Annotated in this window: 19 protein-coding genes; 8 read left to right on the top strand and 11 right to left on the bottom strand. The window is 66.6% G+C overall.

The annotated features are described in order from the left end of the window. The first annotated feature begins 48 nt into the window (after positions 1-48). Entirely contained in the window at positions 49-567 is a 519-nt protein-coding gene (locus ACODTJ_RS11615) for a hypothetical protein (RefSeq protein ID WP_454658582.1), read from the top strand. Positions 568-600: 33 nt separating this feature from the next. Here the strand turns inward: ACODTJ_RS11615 and minE are convergent, their stop codons facing one another. The 10 genes from minE to ACODTJ_RS11565 all read right to left on the bottom strand — a co-directional run bounded on the left by minE (position 601) and on the right by ACODTJ_RS11565 (position 11,978). Next, positions 601-867, bottom strand: a complete 267-nt coding sequence (minE, locus tag ACODTJ_RS11610) for a cell division topological specificity factor MinE (RefSeq protein WP_454659062.1) — start codon at positions 865-867, stop codon at positions 601-603. Positions 868-869: 2 nt separating this feature from the next. Further along, complete coding sequence (gene minD / locus ACODTJ_RS11605) at positions 870-1,685, bottom strand: septum site-determining protein MinD (RefSeq protein ID WP_454658581.1); 816 nt, start codon at positions 1,683-1,685, stop codon at positions 870-872. A 33-nt stretch (positions 1,686-1,718) separates the two neighbouring features. Beyond that, on the bottom strand, positions 1,719-2,453 hold the full coding sequence (gene minC, locus ACODTJ_RS11600; RefSeq protein ID WP_454659061.1) for a septum site-determining protein MinC: 735 nt from the start codon (positions 2,451-2,453) through the stop codon (positions 1,719-1,721). A gap of 306 nt (positions 2,454-2,759) precedes the next feature. Then, the gene (locus ACODTJ_RS11595) at positions 2,760-3,761 is read right to left on the bottom strand and encodes a D-cysteine desulfhydrase family protein (protein ID WP_454658580.1); all 1,002 of its coding nucleotides are present in this window, start codon (positions 3,759-3,761) and stop codon (positions 2,760-2,762) included. 111 nt (positions 3,762-3,872) lie between these two features. After that, entirely contained in the window at positions 3,873-4,754 is an 882-nt protein-coding gene (locus ACODTJ_RS11590; RefSeq protein ID WP_488848860.1) for an ABC transporter permease, read from the bottom strand. A gap of 13 nt (positions 4,755-4,767) precedes the next feature. Continuing rightward, positions 4,768-5,709 carry an ABC transporter permease gene (locus ACODTJ_RS11585; RefSeq protein WP_454658578.1) on the bottom strand — a complete coding sequence of 314 codons (942 nt, stop codon included), beginning with the start codon at positions 5,707-5,709 and terminating at the stop codon, positions 4,768-4,770. A 174-nt stretch (positions 5,710-5,883) separates the two neighbouring features. Continuing rightward, positions 5,884-7,485 carry an ABC transporter substrate-binding protein gene (locus ACODTJ_RS11580; RefSeq protein ID WP_454658577.1) on the bottom strand — a complete coding sequence of 534 codons (1,602 nt, stop codon included), beginning with the start codon at positions 7,483-7,485 and terminating at the stop codon, positions 5,884-5,886. Positions 7,486-7,588: 103 nt separating this feature from the next. Continuing rightward, positions 7,589-9,058 (bottom strand): M81 family metallopeptidase, encoded by a 1,470-nt coding sequence (locus ACODTJ_RS11575; RefSeq protein WP_454658576.1) that lies wholly within the window; start codon positions 9,056-9,058, stop codon positions 7,589-7,591. Between the two features lie 183 nt (positions 9,059-9,241). Further along, complete coding sequence (locus ACODTJ_RS11570; protein ID WP_454658575.1) at positions 9,242-10,783, bottom strand: ABC transporter substrate-binding protein; 1,542 nt, start codon at positions 10,781-10,783, stop codon at positions 9,242-9,244. A gap of 49 nt (positions 10,784-10,832) precedes the next feature. Next, on the bottom strand, positions 10,833-11,978 hold the full coding sequence (locus ACODTJ_RS11565; protein ID WP_454658574.1) for a C45 family autoproteolytic acyltransferase/hydrolase: 1,146 nt from the start codon (positions 11,976-11,978) through the stop codon (positions 10,833-10,835). Positions 11,979-12,071: 93 nt separating this feature from the next. Here ACODTJ_RS11565 and ACODTJ_RS11560 point away from each other — a divergent pair, with 93 nt between their 5' ends. Next, complete coding sequence (locus ACODTJ_RS11560) at positions 12,072-12,971, top strand: GntR family transcriptional regulator (RefSeq protein ID WP_454658573.1); 900 nt, start codon at positions 12,072-12,074, stop codon at positions 12,969-12,971. Positions 12,972-12,991: 20 nt separating this feature from the next. On the opposite strand, the gene ACODTJ_RS11555 is transcribed toward ACODTJ_RS11560, so the two are convergent. Next, a complete protein-coding gene (locus ACODTJ_RS11555; RefSeq protein ID WP_454658572.1) occupies positions 12,992-13,774 on the bottom strand; it encodes an IclR family transcriptional regulator in 783 nt (260 codons plus the stop codon). Between the two features lie 142 nt (positions 13,775-13,916). Here ACODTJ_RS11555 and ACODTJ_RS11550 point away from each other — a divergent pair, with 142 nt between their 5' ends. The 6 genes from ACODTJ_RS11550 to ACODTJ_RS11525 all read left to right on the top strand — a co-directional run bounded on the left by ACODTJ_RS11550 (position 13,917) and on the right by ACODTJ_RS11525 (position 18,861). Then, positions 13,917-14,579 carry an amino acid ABC transporter permease gene (locus tag ACODTJ_RS11550; protein WP_454658571.1) on the top strand — a complete coding sequence of 221 codons (663 nt, stop codon included), beginning with the start codon at positions 13,917-13,919 and terminating at the stop codon, positions 14,577-14,579. Next, on the top strand, positions 14,576-15,226 hold the full coding sequence (locus ACODTJ_RS11545) for an amino acid ABC transporter permease (protein ID WP_454658570.1): 651 nt from the start codon (positions 14,576-14,578) through the stop codon (positions 15,224-15,226). Before ACODTJ_RS11550 ends, ACODTJ_RS11545 begins: the two co-directional genes overlap by 4 nt. Continuing rightward, positions 15,213-15,944: an amino acid ABC transporter ATP-binding protein gene (locus ACODTJ_RS11540; protein ID WP_454658569.1), complete on the top strand. Its 732-nt coding sequence runs from the start codon at positions 15,213-15,215 to the stop codon at positions 15,942-15,944. Before ACODTJ_RS11545 ends, ACODTJ_RS11540 begins: the two co-directional genes overlap by 14 nt. A gap of 39 nt (positions 15,945-15,983) precedes the next feature. Then, positions 15,984-16,766: a transporter substrate-binding domain-containing protein gene (locus ACODTJ_RS11535; protein ID WP_454658568.1), complete on the top strand. Its 783-nt coding sequence runs from the start codon at positions 15,984-15,986 to the stop codon at positions 16,764-16,766. A 104-nt stretch (positions 16,767-16,870) separates the two neighbouring features. Further along, positions 16,871-17,917, top strand: coding sequence for a succinylglutamate desuccinylase/aspartoacylase family protein (locus ACODTJ_RS11530; RefSeq protein ID WP_454658567.1), 1,047 nt, complete (start codon positions 16,871-16,873; stop codon positions 17,915-17,917). Beyond that, on the top strand, positions 17,917-18,861 hold the full coding sequence (locus tag ACODTJ_RS11525; protein ID WP_454658566.1) for a threonine ammonia-lyase: 945 nt from the start codon (positions 17,917-17,919) through the stop codon (positions 18,859-18,861). The genes ACODTJ_RS11530 and ACODTJ_RS11525 overlap by 1 nt, the downstream gene beginning before the upstream one ends. The last annotated feature ends 19 nt before the right edge of the window (positions 18,862-18,880 follow it).

The following is an 18,880-nucleotide window of genomic DNA, read 5'->3' as shown; positions in this document are numbered from 1 at the left end:
CCTCCCGCGCTCTTGCGCAGGAGGCGCTGGCGGTGACAGTGAGGCGCGATGCCGATTCTCAGCGATATCCCCGCCGACATCCGGCGCGCCGCCTGCGCGTTTCACGAGGCCGGCCATATCGTCGTCGGCTGGGAGCATCGGCGCTGCATCACGCATGCCTGGCTGCGGCCGCCCCATGGCGTCTCGGGTGAAACCTGTTTCGAGCCCTACAAGCGCGGGTTTCAGGCCGGCAGTCCGATCGATCGCCAGCGGGCCGAGATCGAGATCACCATCCTGTCCGCCGGCTATTGCGGTGAGATGATCTATTGGAACGAAGAGGGGCTGAAGTGGTATCCGGGCGCGATCGCCTCCCATGAGGACGATCTCCAGCAGATGAAGCCCTATCTCGCCCTTCTGCAGCCGCCGGATGAGGCCGCGCTGCAAGCCCGCTGCGCCAATGCGGCGACGGCGATTCTCTACCGGCCGCCGATGCTGGCGGCCCAGGCCATGATTGCCCGACGGCTGTTCGACCGCCGCCGCATCGATCGCGACGAGGTCGATGAGATATGCGGGCGCACGACGGGCTGATAGCCGCCGCGCGCCCGCTTGGGTATCTGGCCGTCAGGCGGCCTTCTTGCCGGCGTCGAGCGGCACTTCGATATCGACGGCGAGCGTCGAGACCTGGGCGCCGCGCTCCATCCGGACGCTGACCTTGTCGTCGTCGATCTGCATGTGCTTGGAAATCGCGCGCAGGATTTCGTCGCGCAGCTTGCCGAGCAGGTCGGCATCGCCGCCGGTCGCGGCGCGCTCATGGGCGAGCAGGACCTGCAGCCTTTCCCGGGCGGCGGGGGCCGAGCGGGGACGGGAGAAGAGGCGGAACAGATTCATGCTCATGCCGCCTTCCTTCCGAAGAACTTGCCGAAGAAGCCGCGCTTCTCGCCGGGGACTGTGACCGGGAGCTGCTCGCCCTTGAGCCGGCGCACCGCGTCGAAATAGGCGATGGCCGGGGCGCTGCCCTGGTCGGCCAGGGTGACCGGCGAGCCGATGTTGGAGGCGCGCAGCACGTCCATGCTCTCGGGGATGATGCCGAGCAGCGGGATCGACAGGATCTCCAGCACGTCGTCGACCTTGAGCATGTCGCCGCGCTCGGCCCGCAGGGGATCGTAGCGGGTGAGCAGCAGGTGCTTCTCCATGCGCTCGCCGTTCTCGGCCTTGAGCGTCTTGGAATCGAGCAGGCCGATGATCCGGTCGGAATCGCGCACGGAGGAGACTTCCGGGTTGGTCACGACGATCGCGACATCGGCATGGCGCATGGCCAGCGTCGCGCCGCGCTCGATGCCGGCCGGGCTGTCGCAGATCACCCAGTCGAAATTCGCCTTCAGCGCGCCGATGACCGCGGCGACGCCCTCGGTCGTCAGGTTGTCCTTGTCGCGGGTCTGCGAGGCCGGCAGCAGGTAGAGCGTCTCGACCCGCTTGTCGCGGATCAGCGCCTGGGTGAGCTTGGCCTCGCCCTGGATGACGTTGACGAGGTCGTAGACCACGCGCCGCTCGGCACCCATGACCAGGTCGAGATTACGCAGGCCGACATCGAAATCGACGACCACGACCTTGTCCCCGCCCTGGGCGAGCGCGGCGCCGAGCGCGGCCGACGACGTCGTCTTGCCGACGCCGCCCTTGCCCGATGTGACGACGATGACCTTACCCATTGACCGCTCCTTCTGATTGTTGATGCCTTCGCCTCAGGCGAGCGCTTCGACCTTGAACGTTTCGCCGTCGAGCCAGATCTGCACGGGCTTGCCGCGGAATTCCGGGCCCATGTCCTCGGCTGTCTTGTAGTAGCCGTCGATGGCGATCAGCTCGGCCTCGAGCTTGCGGCAGAAGATGCGCGCCGCCGCATTGCCCATCGTCCCGGCCATCGCCCGCCCGCGCAGGGTGCCGTAGACATGGATCGAGCCGCCCGCGACGATCTCGGCGCCGGATGCGACCGAGCCGACGACGGTGACGTCGCCCTCGAGGAAGACCAGCGACTGGCCCGAGCGAACCGGCTGCGTCACGATGATCGACGGCACGGCCTTGGGCAGATCCGGCATCACCGGCTCGGCGACGGCAACCTCGGCCGTAGCCGCCTCTGCCGCAGCGGCCGGAGGCTCGAAATCGGACGTCGGGCGCCCGTCCGCCATCGCCGGCGGCAGGTCGGAGCCGAGCAGGGACGGCGAGGCGCCCTCGATGCCCATGATCCTGACCTGGCGCGAGCCGAGCTGGCTGACGAAGGTGCGAAGCTGCGCCCGGTCGATATCCAGCCCGGTGATGTCGAGCACGACGGGGCGCCGCAGGAAGAAGCCGGCGGAGCGCGAGGCGAGATCGTCGAGCCGCGCCAGCCAGTCCTCGAAGGGCAGCTCCGGGGTCAGCGTCAGCGCAAGATAGGACCGCCCCTTGAGGCGGATGGGCCGGGGTTGAGTTAACACGTCGGTTATCTTGGTAAATTTTCGGTTGCTTCGGTGTATCGAGGGAATGGTTAACAGAGGGTAAACCGGGCCCTCAGAGGGGGCTTCTCGATACGGTCTGGGGGAGGCTTTCCACAGCTCCTTGACGGGGCGCGGAGCAGGCAAAAGTGACGTGGAACGTGCCGGGAAATGGCACGGAAAGCGCAGTCGTCATGCTCGCCCTTGTGGCGGGCATCCGCGTCTTGAACACCACGTTTGCCGAAGGAAGACGTGGATGGTCGGGACAAGCCCGACCATGACGCAAGCAAGACGACGGAGTGATGCCGTCAGTCGATTCTACCCTTGGAACACTTCCGGATAGGCATAGAGCCCCGGTGCACCGCCGGTATGCCAGAAGACGACGGTCTCGTCGGGACCGATGGCGCCGCTCCTGACCAGCGCGACGAGCCCCGCCATGGCCTTGCCGGTATAGACGGGGTCGAGCAGGATGCCTTCCGTCCGCGCAACCAGCTCGACAGCCTCGATCATCGCGGGCGTGGGCTGGCCATAGCCGGGGCCGACCTGCGAATCATCGATCTCAAGCGCGGCCTGCTTGCCCCGCTGCCGGCCTTCCAGTGCGTAGATGTCGTTCACCAGACCGGAGACGATGGCGCCCGCCTGCTCGACCGAGCGGGAGACGCTGACGCCCCGCACGCGGCAACCGAGTCCGGCATCCTCGATGCCGGCGAGGATGCCGGCATGGGTGCCGCCGCTGCCCGTCGGCACGACGAGATGGTCGATGCGGACACCCTCGGTCTTCGCCTGTCCGGCCAGCTCCAGAAGGGCATCGCGATAGGCGAGGCTGCCCAGTGCATTGGAGCCGCCGACCGGGATGAAATAGGGGCGTTTTCCCTGCGCCTTCAGTCCGGCCACAGCCTCGTCCGCGATCACGGTCGCATCGCCGCCGGCCGGAAGCAGGCGAATCTCGGCGCCAAAAATCTGGTCGAGCAGCCAGTTTCCGTTCGTCCGGTAGGATTCACTGCGGTTAGCCACCGAATCGGTGAGGAGCAGCACGCAGGCGAGGCCGTTGCGCGCGGCGGCCGCTGCCGTCTGGCGGGCATGGTTCGACTGGATCGCGCCCATCGTGACCAGCGTGTCGGCACCCTGCTTCAGGGCTTCCGCGACGAGATATTCGAGCTTGCGCACCTTGTTGCCGCCACCGGCGAAGCCGGTGCAGTCGTCGCGTTTCATCCAGATCGACGGGCCCTTGCCGCTGCGGGCGAGGGCCTGCGACAGGCGCGGGAGTTGCTCGAAAGGCGTCGGCAGCAATGCCAGTCTGATCGTGTCGCGGCGGTTCATCCCGGCAGGCTCCCAGTTTCTTGTCGCCATTGATGGCGAGGGCAGCATAGCGCGGTGCCGGGGATTCGCCGGGCGCGCGAATGCATGCCCGGCGTGCAGTCTGAGCTTAAGCTACAGCCGCCGTGACAGGCGCGGATCGAGCCGGTCGCGCAGGCCGTCGCCGAGCAGGTTCACCGCCAGCACCACCAGCGCGAGCGCGATCGCCGGGCAGAAGATCGTCCAGGGCGCGCGGGCGAGATAGAGCCGGCTCGACGCGATCATGTTGCCCCAGCTCGGCACTTCCGGCGGCACGCCGGCGCCGAGGAAGGAGAGCGAGGCTTCGACGAGGATGGCGGACGCGCAGATATAGGTCGCCTGCACGATGAGCGGCGCGATCGTGCTCGGCATGATGTGGCGGAACAGGATGCGCGGCGTTCTGGAGCCGCAGGCCCGCGCGGCCTCGACGAAGGGCAGTTCCTTGACGCTGAGAACGATCGAACGGACGAGGCGGACGACACGCGGCAGTTCCGGGATCGAGATCGCCGCGATGACGATACCGATGCTGCCCTGGTTCAGGGAGACCATCGCGATTGCCAGCAGGATGGCGGGGATCGCCATCAACCCGTCCATCAGGCGCATCACGATCGCGTCGAAGCGGCGATAATAGCCGGCGAAGAGGCCGATCGTCAGGCCGACGAGGATCGAGATCGTCGCGACGCTGAACCCGACGATGAGCGAGACGCGGGCGCCGTAGACGGTGCGCGCGAAGACGTCCTGGCCGAGCTGGTCCGTGCCGAAGCGCAGTTCGGGCGAGGGTGGCTGGAGCCGCCGGTTCGGCGCCTTCAGCATGGGGTCGCCGGCGATCAGCGGCGCGATGATGGCGACGATGAGGAAGAAGATCAGGATCGCGGCGCCCAGCAGCATCGTCGGGTTGCGGCGCGCGAAGCGGCCGAGGCGGGCCAGGCGACTGCCGGCGGCGGGAGCGGGGACGGTTGGGGCATCGATTGCGGTCATCGGTCTCGCCTCCTCAATGCCGGATGCGGGGATCGATGAGCGAATAGGAGAGATCGACCGCGAGGTTGATCAGCACATAGACGCCCGAGAAGACCAGGATCACGCCCTGGATGATCGGGTAGTCGCGCTTCGAGATCGCGTCGACGACGAGGCGGCCGATGCCGGGGATGTTGAACACGGTCTCGGTGATCACGACGCCGCCGATCAGCAGGGCGACGCCGATGCCGATCACGGTGATGATCGGCACGCCCGCGTTCTTCAGCGCATGCTTCATCAGCATGGTGCGCGCTGGAACGCCCTTGGCATTGGCCGTGCGGATGTAATCCTCCTCCAGCACTTCCTGCACGGAGGCGCGGGTCATGCGCGCGATCAGCGCGACATAGGCGAGGCCGAGCGTCACCGTCGGCAGCACGAGATGCATGAACCATGGGCCGATGCCGTCCAGGATCGGCCGGTAGCCCTGCACCGGCAGCCAGCGCAGTTCGATCGCGAAGACATAGATCAGGCAATAGCCGACCACGAAGGTCGGCATCGAGAAGCCGAGCACGGAAAAGCCCATCAGCAGACGGTCGACCGGCCGGCCGGCCTTCCAGGCCGCCAGGACGCCGAGCGTGACCGCGATCGAGACCGCGAAGATCATGGTGAGCACGGCGAGCGACAGCGTCGGCTCAAGCCGTTGCAGGATCAGCGTCGAGACAGGTGTGCTGGAGAAGATCGAGACGCCGAGATCGCCCTGGATCACGCGTAAGCCCCAGCGCCCGAACTGGACGAGCAGGGGATCGTCGAGGCCGAGCCGCTGGCGGATGGCGACGATCTGCTGCGGGGTGGCGTAGTCCCCGGCGATGATGGCGGCGGGGTCGCCGGCCGAGAGGTGGAGCAGGAGGAAGACGAAGATGCCCACCAGCGTCATCACCAGGATGGTCGATGCCAGGCGCTGTACCAGATAACTCAGCATTGCGTCGTTCGTCCTCCGTCGGCTTGCTTGTTTGGGGGCGCTGCGGAACGCCCACCCGCGCACGGCAGTGCGTGCTCGCCTCTCACACCGCCGGCACGATGACCTGAAGACGGCTGGGCAAACGGAGCCCGCCAAAAGGCGGGCTCCGCGGATCGGTTCGCGATTGGGCTGGGATCAGCCCTTCCGGACGTTCCAGAACGGGATCAGCTCGGGCATGCCGATCAGCCCCGTCAGGTTGCGCAGGGCGGCCGGCTGGAACCACTGCCCGAAATAGGCATGCGGCACGAAATCCCAGGCGTTCTGCTGGATGTCGCGAGCGATCTGCTTGCGCTCCGCATCGCTCGAGGCACCCGCCCATTTGTCGCGCAGCTGTTCGTGCAGTTCATTGCTCGGCCAGCCGAACCAGCCCTTCTCGCCGCTGGCGGCATGGCCGCTGAGCGAGACCGGATTGCCGAAGGCATTGACCGAGCCGGAGGTGAAGAACACGTTCCAGCCGCCCTGGTCCGGCGCGGCCTTGACGGCGCGGCGGGTGACGACGGCGCCCCAGTCGGAGGCCTGCAGCGAGACGTTGAACCCGGCCTGGCGCATCCGTTGCGCGATCAGGTTGGCGGCGTTGTTCATATAGGCGATGTTGGTCGCCTGCAGCACGACGACCGGGCGTCCGTCATAGCCGGACTCCTTCACGAGCTGCTTCGCCTTCTCGATGTTCGGCGCGCCCTTGAACCAGTCGATATTGGCGTCGTTCTCCATCGGCGTGCCCATGCCGAACAGCGAGGAGCAGCCGCGGAAATATTTCTCGTCGCCGAAGGTCGCCTTCATCACCTCGGTCGGGTGGATCAGGTGCAGCATGGCCTGGCGGGCCTTGACGTTGTTGAACGGCGGATGGAGCCAGTTCACGCGTGCCCAGCCGAGCTGGCCCTGCTTGTTCAAGACCTCGAGCTTGATCGCCTTCTCGCCGGCGAGCGAGTCGAGCAGATCGACGTTCGGATACTCGATCATGTCGATCTCGCCGGCCCGGATCGCGGCGATCGCGGTCGCTTCGTCGGCGATGTTCTCGAACACGACGCGGTCGACATTCACGACCTTGCCGCCCGAGGTCATCACCGCCGGTTCCGAGCGCGGTACATAGTTCGGGTTCTTGTCGTAGACATAGCGCTGGCCCTGGACGACCGCGCTCTCGTTGAAGGTGAAGGGGCCCGAGCCGATGATGGTGCTGATCTGCTGGTTCGGGTCGGTCCCGGCCTCCTTCTCGCGCATGATGTAACAGACATTGGTCGCGGCCTTGGCGAGCCATTCCACGACGAGCCCATAGGGCTCCTTCATCACGATCTGGAAGGTCTTGTCGTCCTTGACCGGCGTGTCGGCCAGACGCGCCATCATGTGCTGGCCGCCGCCGTCGCGGGCGCCCCAGCGCCGGATCGAGGCGACGCAATCCTTGGCGGTGACCGGGGTGCCGTCAGTGAACTTCAATCCGTCGCGCAGCTCGAACGTATAGGTCTTGCGGTCGTCCGAGAGCGACCATTTCGAGACCATCTGCGGCTGCGGCTCGAACTTGTCGTTCACGCCGAACAGCGTGTCGTAGACCATGCCGGAGTGGTACGAGGTCATGTTCGCCGTCGTCCAGATTGGATCGAAGACGCGAAGATCGCCGTGCAGGACGGCGCGAATGGTGCGGGCGGCTGTAGGCGTGGTCTGGGCGCGGATCGTGGCTGGTGCGGCGACGAGCGCGCCGGTTGCCAATCCGCCCTGTACGAAGCGTCTGCGTGTCGTGGTCATGTCGTTCTCCTCCGCGTTGCAACAGAGGGCCGCAGGCATTCGCCTCGTCTGGCCCTCATCGGGTCATGCTTCTTCTCTCCTGTTCCTTTCGGGTGCGGTGGCGTCAGACGACGAGCCGGCCCGGCGGGAGCGGATCATGCGGCCAGAGCGGCCGGTTGATCTTGCGATAGGGATATTTGCGCACGTCGAGATGCGAGGGCCCGCCGCCATCGGTGTAGATCACCTCGCTGGCGATGGGGCCGTAGGCCGCATGGAAATGGTTGGTCGACTTGACGCTGACGATGCGCTTCTGCGTGGGGTCGATGCCGACGCTGGTGAAGATCTCCAGCCCGAGCGCCTGCGTCCGGTGCGAGAGCAGCGCGACATCGATGCCGTCGATGCGGATGCCGACCGCGTTGCCGATCGGCACCTTGGCGGTGCCGAAGCTCTGGGTGCCGTTGCGGATCGCGCCGAGCACCGTCACCTCGCCATCGACGGGCGTGCCGGAGGTCGAGGCCGCCTTGCCGCCGAAGCGCAGCGGAATGGTCGCGCCGACGCCGGCCGTCAGGCAGAATTCGACCGCGACCGGGTCCCAGACCGGGCCGACCGCAGCATCGCCGATGCCGCGTTCGCGCAGGCGGTGGATGATGTTGGTGTTGTCGGAGGCCGCGCCGCCGCCGGCATTGTCGGTGGAATCCGCGATCACGCGCGGGCCGTTGGCGGCGCCGCCGAGCGCCCGGTCGAGCGCCTCGTCGAGCGGCGTCACCGGGGGAGCGAACTGCCCCTTGAGCGAGCGGAATTCCTCGCCGAGCTTCGCGGCGAGCGCATCGCCCTTCGCCTTGTCGTTGTCGGTGATGACAAGGACGCGGGTGCCGATCTCCGGCACGTCACCCTGCTGGAAGCCATGCGCCAGCGAGACCGAGAGAATGCCGTCCTTGCCTTCGAGCGCGCTCATCCGGTCGACGAAGGAGCGGCCGGGCTCGCGCGTCGTCGGTACCAGCTCGATCATCCGGCAATCGTAGAGCGACATCACCGGTTTGATCTCGCCGCGGATCGTCTTGAGGATGATGTCGACCAGTTCCTCGGCCCGCTCGACGAAGTCGATATGCGGGTATTCCTTGTAGAGGATGACCGCATTGGCGAGGCGCACGCGCTTCTCGGTCAGATGGCAATGCGGATCGAGCTCGACGCCGATCGGCACGGAGGGGCCGACGATGGCGCGGACATGTTCGAGGATGTCGCCTTCGCAATCGTCATAGCCATGCGCGACCATGGCACCGTGCAGCCCGAGCAGCACGCCGTCGACCGGCATTGCCGCCTTGAGCTGGGCGAGGATCTCGTTCCGCATCTCCTCGTAATCGGCTTTGGCGCAGGTGCCTGACGGCTCGGCCCAGAAGCAGGACCCTTCGATCAGCTCGAAGCCCTCGCGCTTGGCGCGTTGCCGCGCGACATAGAGCGGGGCGGTGGTGTGGGTCGCCCGGTCGGGATGCTGGCCCGCCGGGAAATAGGCGGACGCCTCGAAATTGGCCCGGGATGTCGGGATCGGAGAGAACGTATTGGTCTCGGTTGCGAGCGACGCAGCAAACAGGCGCATAAGCTACCTTTCCGACAATGTGATCGTCATGTTCGGTTGGCCGCGAAGGCCATGTCAAGCTGCAGCGCGAGCGCGGAATGCTGCAGCCGCTGCATGGGTCGGCAGCGTCTCATTATTGCTAATGAGACGCATTTATATTTGGTAGTGTCGGCTTTGCCTCCGGGAGACCGGTCCGGCCCTGGCTCACTTCGCCAGCGTGACTTCCCACATCCGCAGCTTGGACTGCCAGGGCTGGAAGCCGGAGATGGCCTTGTTCATCGCGACCGCATCGAGGCCGTTATAGAGGAAGATCAGCGGCACCTCGTCGATGACCCGCCGGTGCAGCTCGTCGAAGATTGTCTGCCGCTTGGCCTTGTCCGAGATCAGCATCGACTTGTCGATCAGCGCCTGCGCTTCCGGGTTGTCCCAGACCTTGCGTGGCTGCTTGTCCTTCGGGCCGGAGAACTGCTCGAAGGCGATCGCGGGGTCGAAGCGGGCCGAGAACGAGAAGGACTGCATCTGGTAGTTGCCCTTGTTGAACCGGTCGAGTTGCGTCGCCCAGTCCAGGATCTCGATCTCGGCATTGATCCCGACCGCCTGCAGCATCTGCTGCCAGACCACGGCTGCGGGGAAGCTCGGCACGGTCGGCCGCTTGTTGGCGAGGATCACGATCTTCTCGCCCTTGTAGCCGGCCTCCTGCAGCAACTGCTTGGCGCGGGCCGGATCGTACTTATGACCCTGCTTCTCGACCTCGCCGAAATAGCCGGAGGTCGAGTAGATCGGCGAGTTGTTCGGCGTGGCCAGATTGTTGGAGGCGGCTGCGACCAGCTCGGGGTAGTCGAGCGCCGCCGCGATCGCCTGGCGCAGCTTCTTATTGCCCATCACGGGGTCTTTGGTCTGGATCAGGAAGATGTGGCGCACCGCATTGGGCGCGACCGCGACCTTCAGGCTCGGCACCTTCTTGAGTTCCTCGACATCGCTCGGCAGCGTCTCGCTCATCTGCAGCGCGCCGGAGATCAGGCCGGCCTTCACCGTCGCTGCGTCCTTGACGACCAGGAATTTGACGTCCTTGAGCAGCGGGCGCTTCGAGCCGACATAGCCGTCGATCTTGCCCTGGCCGGGCGACTGGTAGCCGTCGAAGGCGGACATGGTGAAATACTCGCCGCGCTTCCATTCGCCGAACTTGTAGGGGCCGGTGCCGATCGGCTTGTCCCAACTCCCATCGGCCTTGACGGAATCCTTGTGCAGGATCGCGGTCATCGCGCAGTCGGTGCGGGCCATCGTATCGAGGAACAGCGCGTTCGGCTTGTCGATGGTCATGACGAAGGTCTTGGCATCGGGCGCCGAGACGGATTCGACCTTGAGGCCGCTGCGCCCGTCGAATTCCGACGTGCAGCGCCACTCGGTCTTCGGGTCCATGTAGCGGGTCCAGCTCCACAGCACGTCGGCCGAGGTCAGCGTCGCGCCGTTGTGGAACGTCACGCCGTCGCGCAGCGTGAAGGTATAGGTCCTGCCGTCGGCCGAGAGATCGACCTTCTGCGCCAAGAGCGGCATGGCATTGCCGCCCTCGTTGTAGCCGACGAGGCCCTCGACGAGCTGCAAGGCGAAGTCATCGGTGCTGTCGTCGCGGTTGACGCCGGGATTGTTGCTGCGGATGTCGGCGGCGACTGCGACGGTGATCGACTGGGCCGCCGCCGGGCTCGCGCAGGCTGCGAGCAGGACGGCAAGGGCGAGTGGACGTCTCATGGCATCGGCTCCCTCAAGGTGTCGCCACAAGCGGCGCGGTCGGTCTCGGTCAGGCGGCCTGCTCGGTCGCGAAAGGCTCGCCGGTCAGGCTGTAGCAAGTGAAATGCCGATTGAGCGCCGGCAGCGGCGCCACCTCCATCACGCCCTTGCCCGGTTCGAGCAGGATCATCGCCACGCTGGCGGTGATGTCGCCGCGTTGGCCGGGGCGCGGCGGGCGGCAGACCGAGAAGGGCGACAGGAAATCGTCGAACAGTGCCGCCTTCAGGTCCTCGCGGCCGAGCGGGCGGCGCGGCTCGTTCAGGAGCTGGCGGACGCGCCAGTCGCGATAGGGGCTGTCCGGTGCGCTGGCGATACCAGTCTCCCGCAGCTTCGAGAGCGCCGTCGGGTTGGTCCAGTGATTGGCATGCACGATCAGCCCGTCCTCGGGCAGGATCGGGAAGGCCTCGTCCGGCGCGCATTCGAGATCGATACCGAAGCCCTTGTCCTGGCTCAGCATCATGTTGGTCGAGCAGGCCTTGGGCGTGGTCGCGACCACCTTGATCGCCAGCGCCAGATGCTCCTGTTCCAGCGCCTTGCGGCGGACCAGCGCCAGCGGCACGCCTTCCTGGCAATAATCGCGGTCGCTGCGCAGGTAATTGCCGGTGACGCAGATGCCGGCCTCGTTCATGCCGTGCCGGCCAAGCCCGCCGGCCTCGACGAAGGTCAGGAGGTCCGGCCCGTTCTTTCGCTGCACCCTGAGCACGATCGCGGTGTTGGCGCATTCCGGCTGCCAATCCCAGTTCTGGCCCTGGATGACGCCGCCGGTCGCGCTGCGCTCGGGCAGGATGATCGCGCCGGTGCAGCCGTCGTTGTCGGCCTCGTCTTCCTCCTCCTCGTCGGCGCGGTTTGCGATCAGCCTTGCCTTCGCGACGATCTCGGTACGGGCGTTGATCATGATGATCGCGTCGAGCGGCACGCCGGAACCGTCGGCGATGCCGCGCATCTCCTCCAGATAGGCTTCGTCGAAGGCGGCGATCCCTTGCCGGGCCTCGTCGATCAGTCTGCTGCGAAGTGTGGGGCTGGAACCCAGCCCGTCCAGTTGTCCGGAATAGAACCGGGCGCTGCCGGCGATGCGATCCGGCACTGCCGCGCCATAGCTGCGCCCGCGCTCATAGGGTGAGCCAGAGACCGAGACGAAGGGGAACGGTTCGATCATGAGACACTGTCGTGTTTTTTGATTGACCAATATACACAGTGGCGCATCATTCCGCAGATTGTCAAATCGCTCCCCAAGAAGCGGAACCACGACATGGCCAGTAGCCTGCGCGGCGAGATCATCGGCGATATCCTGCGGCTGGCCCGTGACGAGGGCTGGCCGGTGGGCGCGGCCGTCGGCGTAAAGCCTTTGGCGGCGCGATTCGGCGTTTCGCGCACGCCGGTCAGAAGCGCGCTCCTGATGCTGGTCGAGGCCGGCTTGCTGACGCGTGACCAGGAGGGCTTCAGCCTGCTGCGGCCGGTCGATGATGTGGCGGTCGCCGCGCATATGCCGGCGCCGGCAGGCCGCGGCGAACTCTACCAGAGAATTTTGACCGAGCGGGCGCGAGGCGATCTCCCGACCGAGGTCACCGAGAATGCGATGATGGTGCATTTCGGCGCAGCCAAGGGCGATCTGCGCAAGGCGCTGATGCGGCTTTCGTCGGAAGGGCTGGTCCAACGCCAGCGCGGCCATGGCTGGCGCTTTACCGAGAGCCTCGATACGCCGGAGGCCATCCTCGAATCCTACGCCTTCCGCATCGCCATCGAGACGGCGGCACTGAGCCAGCCCGGCTACAGCGTCGATACCGCGGAGCTTGACCGGTTGCGCACGGCGCATGAGGCGCTGATGCGCCGGCCAGTGGGCGCGGTCACGCCGCAGCTCTGGTTCGAGGTCAACTCGACCTTCCACGAGACGCTCGCCTCATGGTCGCGCAACCGCTTCTTTCTGCAGGCCGTCAGGCGTCAGAACGCATTGCGGCGCATGCATCAATTCGCCGATTTCTGGGAGCTGGAGCCGGAGCAGATCCTGCAATCCTGCCGCGACCACCTCGCCATCCTCGCCGCGCTGGACAAGGGCGACCGGCCGGGCGCCGTGAGACTGCTCGTCGAGCATCTCTCCGGGGCGGCCCGGGACTGGGAAGCGCAGCCGCCGGAGAGTTCAGAGCGGCCCTGACATACAGGCCTGCATCGCCGCTACAGCGACAATTGCGAGCCGGCCTCGGCGCAGCTCGCCTTGAGCGCTTTCAGGATCGCGTCTTCGTCGGTCGCGATGCCGTGGCGCTGCAGGCAGGGCACGAGGATCGCCGCTTCCGCATGCCCGCCCGGCCCGATGACCGGGCAGGCGATGTCCGTCACCGCCATGATGTCGCGGCTGGCGGCGACGCGATGTCCGAGGGCCCGGATCTCGGCGAAAATCCGCTCGGTCTCGGCCGCTTCGAGGCGCTGCTTGTCGGCCTCGGACGCCTCCCGCATCAACTGGCGCCTGCGCGTTTCGCTCTGGAAGGCGAGGATCAGCAGGCCGGAATTGGCGTCGAGCGCCGGCCGGCCATAGCCCGGCCTGACGATGACGCTGGCATCGAGATGCCCCGAGGTCGTTGCGAGAACCACCGTCTGCGCCCGGCTCAGCACCACGAGATGTGCGACCTGGCCGCTCGCCTCGCTGAAGCGCTCCATCACCGGCAGCACGATCGAGGTGAGCTGGCGCCCGGCCGGCGTGCGGATGCCGAGGTCGAACAGCTGCCGCGACAGGCCGAGCCGGTCCGTCCCGGCCTCGCGGGCGAGATAGCCACGCTGCTGCAGCACGAAGACCATGCGGAAAATCTCGCTCTTCGAGCGGGCGAGGCGTTCGGCGATCTCGCGGGTCGAAAGCGGCTCGCCGACTTCGGCGAGGAGTTCGAGGATGTCGAGCCCCTTCTCCAGCGCCGGCGCCGCGTAGCTGCCCTTGTCTCCGTTCTCGGTATCCGGCAGGTCGCTCATGTCTCTCTGTTTCATATATGAAGCTTGACATCAAATAAGAAACGAACCTAGCCTCCCCGTCAAAGGGGAGGCGGATGGTACGATCGTCGGATCATATCGCAGGTTCTGGAGGCGTCGCGCCGCTGTCGCGCGGTGGCCGGCGATGAAATACGGCCTGCAGTTCCGCGATGTCTTCGCCGCCTGGGAGTCGATCCTCGAAGGCGTCTGGATCACGCTGCTGCTCTCGGGGCTGGCAATGATCGGTGGCCTCGTCATCGGCATCGCCTGCGCCGCCGCCCGCGTCTACGGCCCGTCCTGGCTGCGCCGCATCGTCGGCACCTATGTCGAGGTCATCCGCAACACACCGCTGCTGGTGCAGCTCTTCCTGATCTTCTTCGGCCTGCCGAGTTTCGGCGTCAGGCTCGACGGGCTCACTGCCGCGATCATCGCGCTGGTCATCAATCTCGGCGCCTACACCACCGAGATCGTCCGCGCCGGGCTGGAGGCCGTGCCGAAGGCGCAGGTCGAGGCCGGCCATTCGCTCGGGCTCTCCGGCCTGCAGGTCTTCCGCTATGTCGTGATGTTCCCGGCGCTGAAGGCGATGTTCCCGGCGCTCGCCAGCCAGTTCGTGCTGCTGATGCTGGCGACCAGCGTCGTCTCGCAGATCTCGGTCGAGGACCTGTTCCACGCGGCCTCGATCGTGCAGTCGCGCACCTTCCGTGACTTCGAGGTCTACACCGTCATCGGCGTGCTCTATCTCGGGCTCGCCTTCGCCTTCCGCGGCCTGTTCGCGGGCATCTATTACTGGGCGTTCGTCAGGCGATGATCCGGGAATTCGGCCTCATCGATGTGATGTACCTGATCGCGGCGGCGCGCTGGACGCTGGCGCTGACCGCGACCGCCTTCATCGGGGCGTCGCTGATCGGCATCGTCATCGCCATCGCCCGCATCTTGCCCTTCGCGCCGCTGCGCTGGCTCGCCGCCGCCTATATCCACATCGTCCAGGGCACGCCGCTTCTCGTCTGGCTCTTCGTGATCTTCTTCGGCCTGCCGCTCGTCGGTATCTCCGTCAATCCATGGCTTGCGGCGGCGACCGCCTTCTCGGTCTATGGCAGCGCCTTCCTCGGCGAGATCTGGCGTGGCGCACTGGTCTCGATCGCGAAGACGCAGTGGGAGGCCGGCGCCTCGCTCGGCCTCTCGCTCGGGGAGCAATTGCGCTACGTCATCGTGCCGCAATCGGTCCGGGTCGCGATCCCGCCGACGGTCGGCTTCCTCGTCCAGCTCATCAAGAACACCTCGCTCGCCGCGGTGATCGGCTTCGTCGAACTGACGCGCGAGGGCCAGCTTACGGCAGCCGGCACCTACAAGCCCTTCGCCGTCTACATCACCGTCGCCGCGATCTATTTCGCGATGTGCTTCCCCCTCTCGCAATGGAGCCGCTCGATCGAGCGGAAGCTCGATGTCGCTCGTTGAAATCCACGGGATCAACAAGAGCTACGGCTCGGTCCAGGTGCTGAAGGACGTCACGCTCGATATTGCCAAGGGCGAGGTCGTCGCCGTGATCGGCCGCTCCGGTTCGGGCAAGAGCACGATGCTCCGCTGCATCAACGGGCTGGAGCCGATACAGGCCGGGGTCATCCGCGTCGACGGCACGCAGGTCAACGACCCCGCGACCAACCTGCGCAAGCTGCGCCAGGAGGTCGGCATCGTCTTCCAGAGCTTCAACCTGTTTCCGCATCTCTCGGTCTGCGACAACATCACGCTCGCCCCGCGCGTCGTGAAGAAGCAGGCTCCGCAGGCTGCCCGCGAGGTCGCGCGCGAAGTGCTGGCCCGCGTCGGCCTCGAGGACAAGCTCGACGCCTATCCGTCCCAGCTCTCCGGCGGCCAGCAGCAGCGCGTCGCCATCGCCCGCTCGCTCGCCATGCGGCCGAAGCTGATGCTGTTTGACGAGGTCACCTCGGCGCTCGATCCCGAGCTCACCGGCGAGGTGCTCAAGGTCCTCGAATCCGTCGCGAAGGAGGGCATGACCATGATCCTCGTGACCCACGAGATGGGCTTCGCCCGCCGCTTCGGCTCGCGCGTCGTCTTCATGCATGAGGGCCGCATCCACGAGCAGGGCCCCGCCGCCGCCGTGCTGGCAGAGCCGAAGACGCCGGAACTCCAGACCTTCCTCAGCGCAGTCCTGCACTGAGGCGGAATGCCAACAACATCAACGAGGGGAGAGAAGACGATGCGTTCACTGTTCGCTGGTTTAGCCGCCCTGGCCATCGCCGCCTTCGGCGCCGCCGAGGCCAAGGCCGACAAGCTCCAGGACATCCTGTCCAAGGGCGTGGTCCGCATTGGCGTGCCGCTCGATGCGCCGCCCTTCGGCTCGCAGGACAAGGACCGCAAGGCCATCGGCTTCGATATCGAGATGGCCGAGATGGTCGCCAAGGGCCTGGGCGTGAAGCTGGAGATGCAGCAGATCACCGGCGCCAACCGCATCCCGTTCCTGATGACCGACAAGGTCGACATCGTGATTTCGGTGATGGGCCTGACGCCTGAACGCGCCAAGCAGATCCAGTTCACGGCGCCCTATGCCAACACCTTCCTCGCGGTCTACGGCTCGAAGAGCTCGACCGTGTCGAGCCCGGAGACGATCGGCTCGGCCCGCGTCGCCGCCGCCAAGGGCACGACGCAGGAACTCGCCATCTCGGCCGCCGCGCCGAAGGCCAGCCTGATGCGCACCGAGGACGACGCGACGGCCGCCGCCGCCTATATCACCGGCCAGGCCGATCTCCTCGCCACCAACTCGATCGTGGCGCAGGCGCTCGCCAAGCAGAATCCGAACAAGGAGTTCGAGCGCAAGTTCGTCATCCGCCGCAGCCCGGCTCATATGGGCGTGCAGATGGACCAGCATAATCTCGTGCGCTGGCTCGACGGCTTCATCTTCTTCAATTCGATGAACGGCGAGCTCGACCGTTTGCACCGCAAGTATCTGGACATGCCGATGGACCCGCTGCCGACGCTGTGACGTCGTAGCGGTTCCTGCCGGGCGCGCCGCCGCGCCCGGCCTTTCCATGCTTTCCAACGGCCCGCCAGCGGCGCCGATCCCTGTCCTGCACCCTGCGTGATCCCATGAGCACAGCCAGCGCCGCGCGCCCCAAACCGACCCCGCGCCCGTCCAGCGCCTTCCTCACCGTCGATCTCGACCGCGAGGGCAAGCAGACCGGCTTCCTGATGATCCCGCATTCGCCGCATGACGACGCCTGGGGCGCGACCCGCGTGCCGATCGCCGTGATCAAGAACGGCACCGGCCCGACCGTGATCATGGAGGGCGGCAACCATGGCGACGAATACGAGGGGCCGATCACGATCTGCGACCTGATCCGCGATCTCGATCCCGGCCGCGTCCAGGGCCGCCTCATCCTGATGCCGGCGAACAATGTCCATGCCGTGATGGCCGGCCAGCGCACTTCGCCGGTCGACGGGCTGAACTTCAACCGCACCTTCCCGGGCGATCCGCGCGGCACCATCACCCAGCAGATCTCGGCCTTCGTCAGCGACCATATCCTGCCGATCGGCGACGCCTTCCTCGACCTGCATTCCGGTGGCTCCTCGCTCGACATCATCCCGAGCGCCATCGTCGAGCCGACCGACGATCCTGCCCTGCACAAGCGCAATGTCGCGGCCGTCCAGGCCTTCGACGCGCCGATGATGGTCGTCATCAGCAATCTCGGCGAGCCCCGCACCGCGACCGCCGCCGCCTGCCGCGCCGGGCTCGTCACGGTCGGCACCGAGATGGCCGGCGCCGGAACGGTCTCGCTGGAGGCGCTCTCGGTCTGCCGGCGCGGCGTCGCCAATGTGCTGGATCATCTTGGTGTTGTTGTGCGCGAGAAGCCGGAACCGAAGCGCGGCGACGGCCAGATCCTCGAACTGCCCGGCATCTCCGCCTACGTCTATGCGACGGCGGACGGCATCTTCGAGCCCTTCCACGCCAATGGCACCAAGGTCAGCGCCGGCGAGCCGGCCGGACGCATCCACTGCACCTGGGACCCGACGCGCCCGCCCGAGACGCTGCACTACGCCGCCGATGGCATCCTCTACGGCCGGCGCCAGCCGGGCCGGGTGAAGCCGGGCAATTGCTGCCTGATCGTCGCGGCGCCCTATCGCGGGACCCTGTGATGATCGCGCTCGACGATATCCGCGCCGCCCGCCAGCGCATCGCGCCCTACATTCGCAAAACCCCGACGCTGCCCTACACCAGGACGCGCGGCAGCGATTTCGGCGGCGACGTCACGCTGAAGCTCGAACTGCTGCAGGCCGCCGGCTCCTTCAAGGCGCGCGGCGCGATGAACCGGCTCCTGACCCTGTCGAAGGATGAACTCGCGCGCGGCGTCGTGACCGCATCCGGCGGCAATCACGGCCTCGCCATCGCCCGTTCCGCCCATGTCCTCGGTGTGCGCGCGACGATCTTCCTGCCGTCCAATGCCGCGCCGGACAAGATCGCGAAGCTGCGCGACTGGGGCGCGGACGTGCATATCGTCGGCGCGATCTGGGACGATGCCAACGCCGCCGCGCTCGCCCATTCCCGCGAAACCGGCGCGACCTATGCCCATCCCTTCAGCGATCCGGTTGTCGTGGCGGGGCAGGGCACGCTCGGCCTCGACATCCTCGACGACATGCCGGATGTCGATGTCATCCTCGTCGCCATCGGCGGGGGCGGATTGATCACCGGCCTGTCGACGGCGGTGAAGGCGCTTCGTCCGCAGACGCGGATTATCGGCATCGAGCCTGTGGGATCGCCGACCCTCCATGCCTGCCTCGCCGCCGGCCGTCTCGTCGCGCTCGACCGACTGGAGACCCGCGTCGCCACCATGTCCTGCCGCCAGACCGATCAGGCGATCTACGAGGCGACGGCGCGCAATGTCGACGAGATCGTGCTGATCACCGATGCCGAGATGGAACAGGCGGCGAAAGCGCTCTGGTTCGAGTTCGGTATCGCTGCCGACTTGTCGGGCGCGGCAGCGTTGGCAGCGCTCCAGTCGCGGCGCGTTGCGTTGTCGGGTGGCGAGAAGGTCTGTGCGCTGGTCTGCGGCGCCGGCACGGATGGCTGCCTGCCGGTATAAGACCCGGCTTGCATTCTGA

This window comes from Allobosea sp. FG18 (assembly GCF_057809495.1).
The sequence above is the reverse complement of the archived record's forward strand: the minus strand, read 5'-3'. Positions and strand labels throughout refer to the sequence as shown.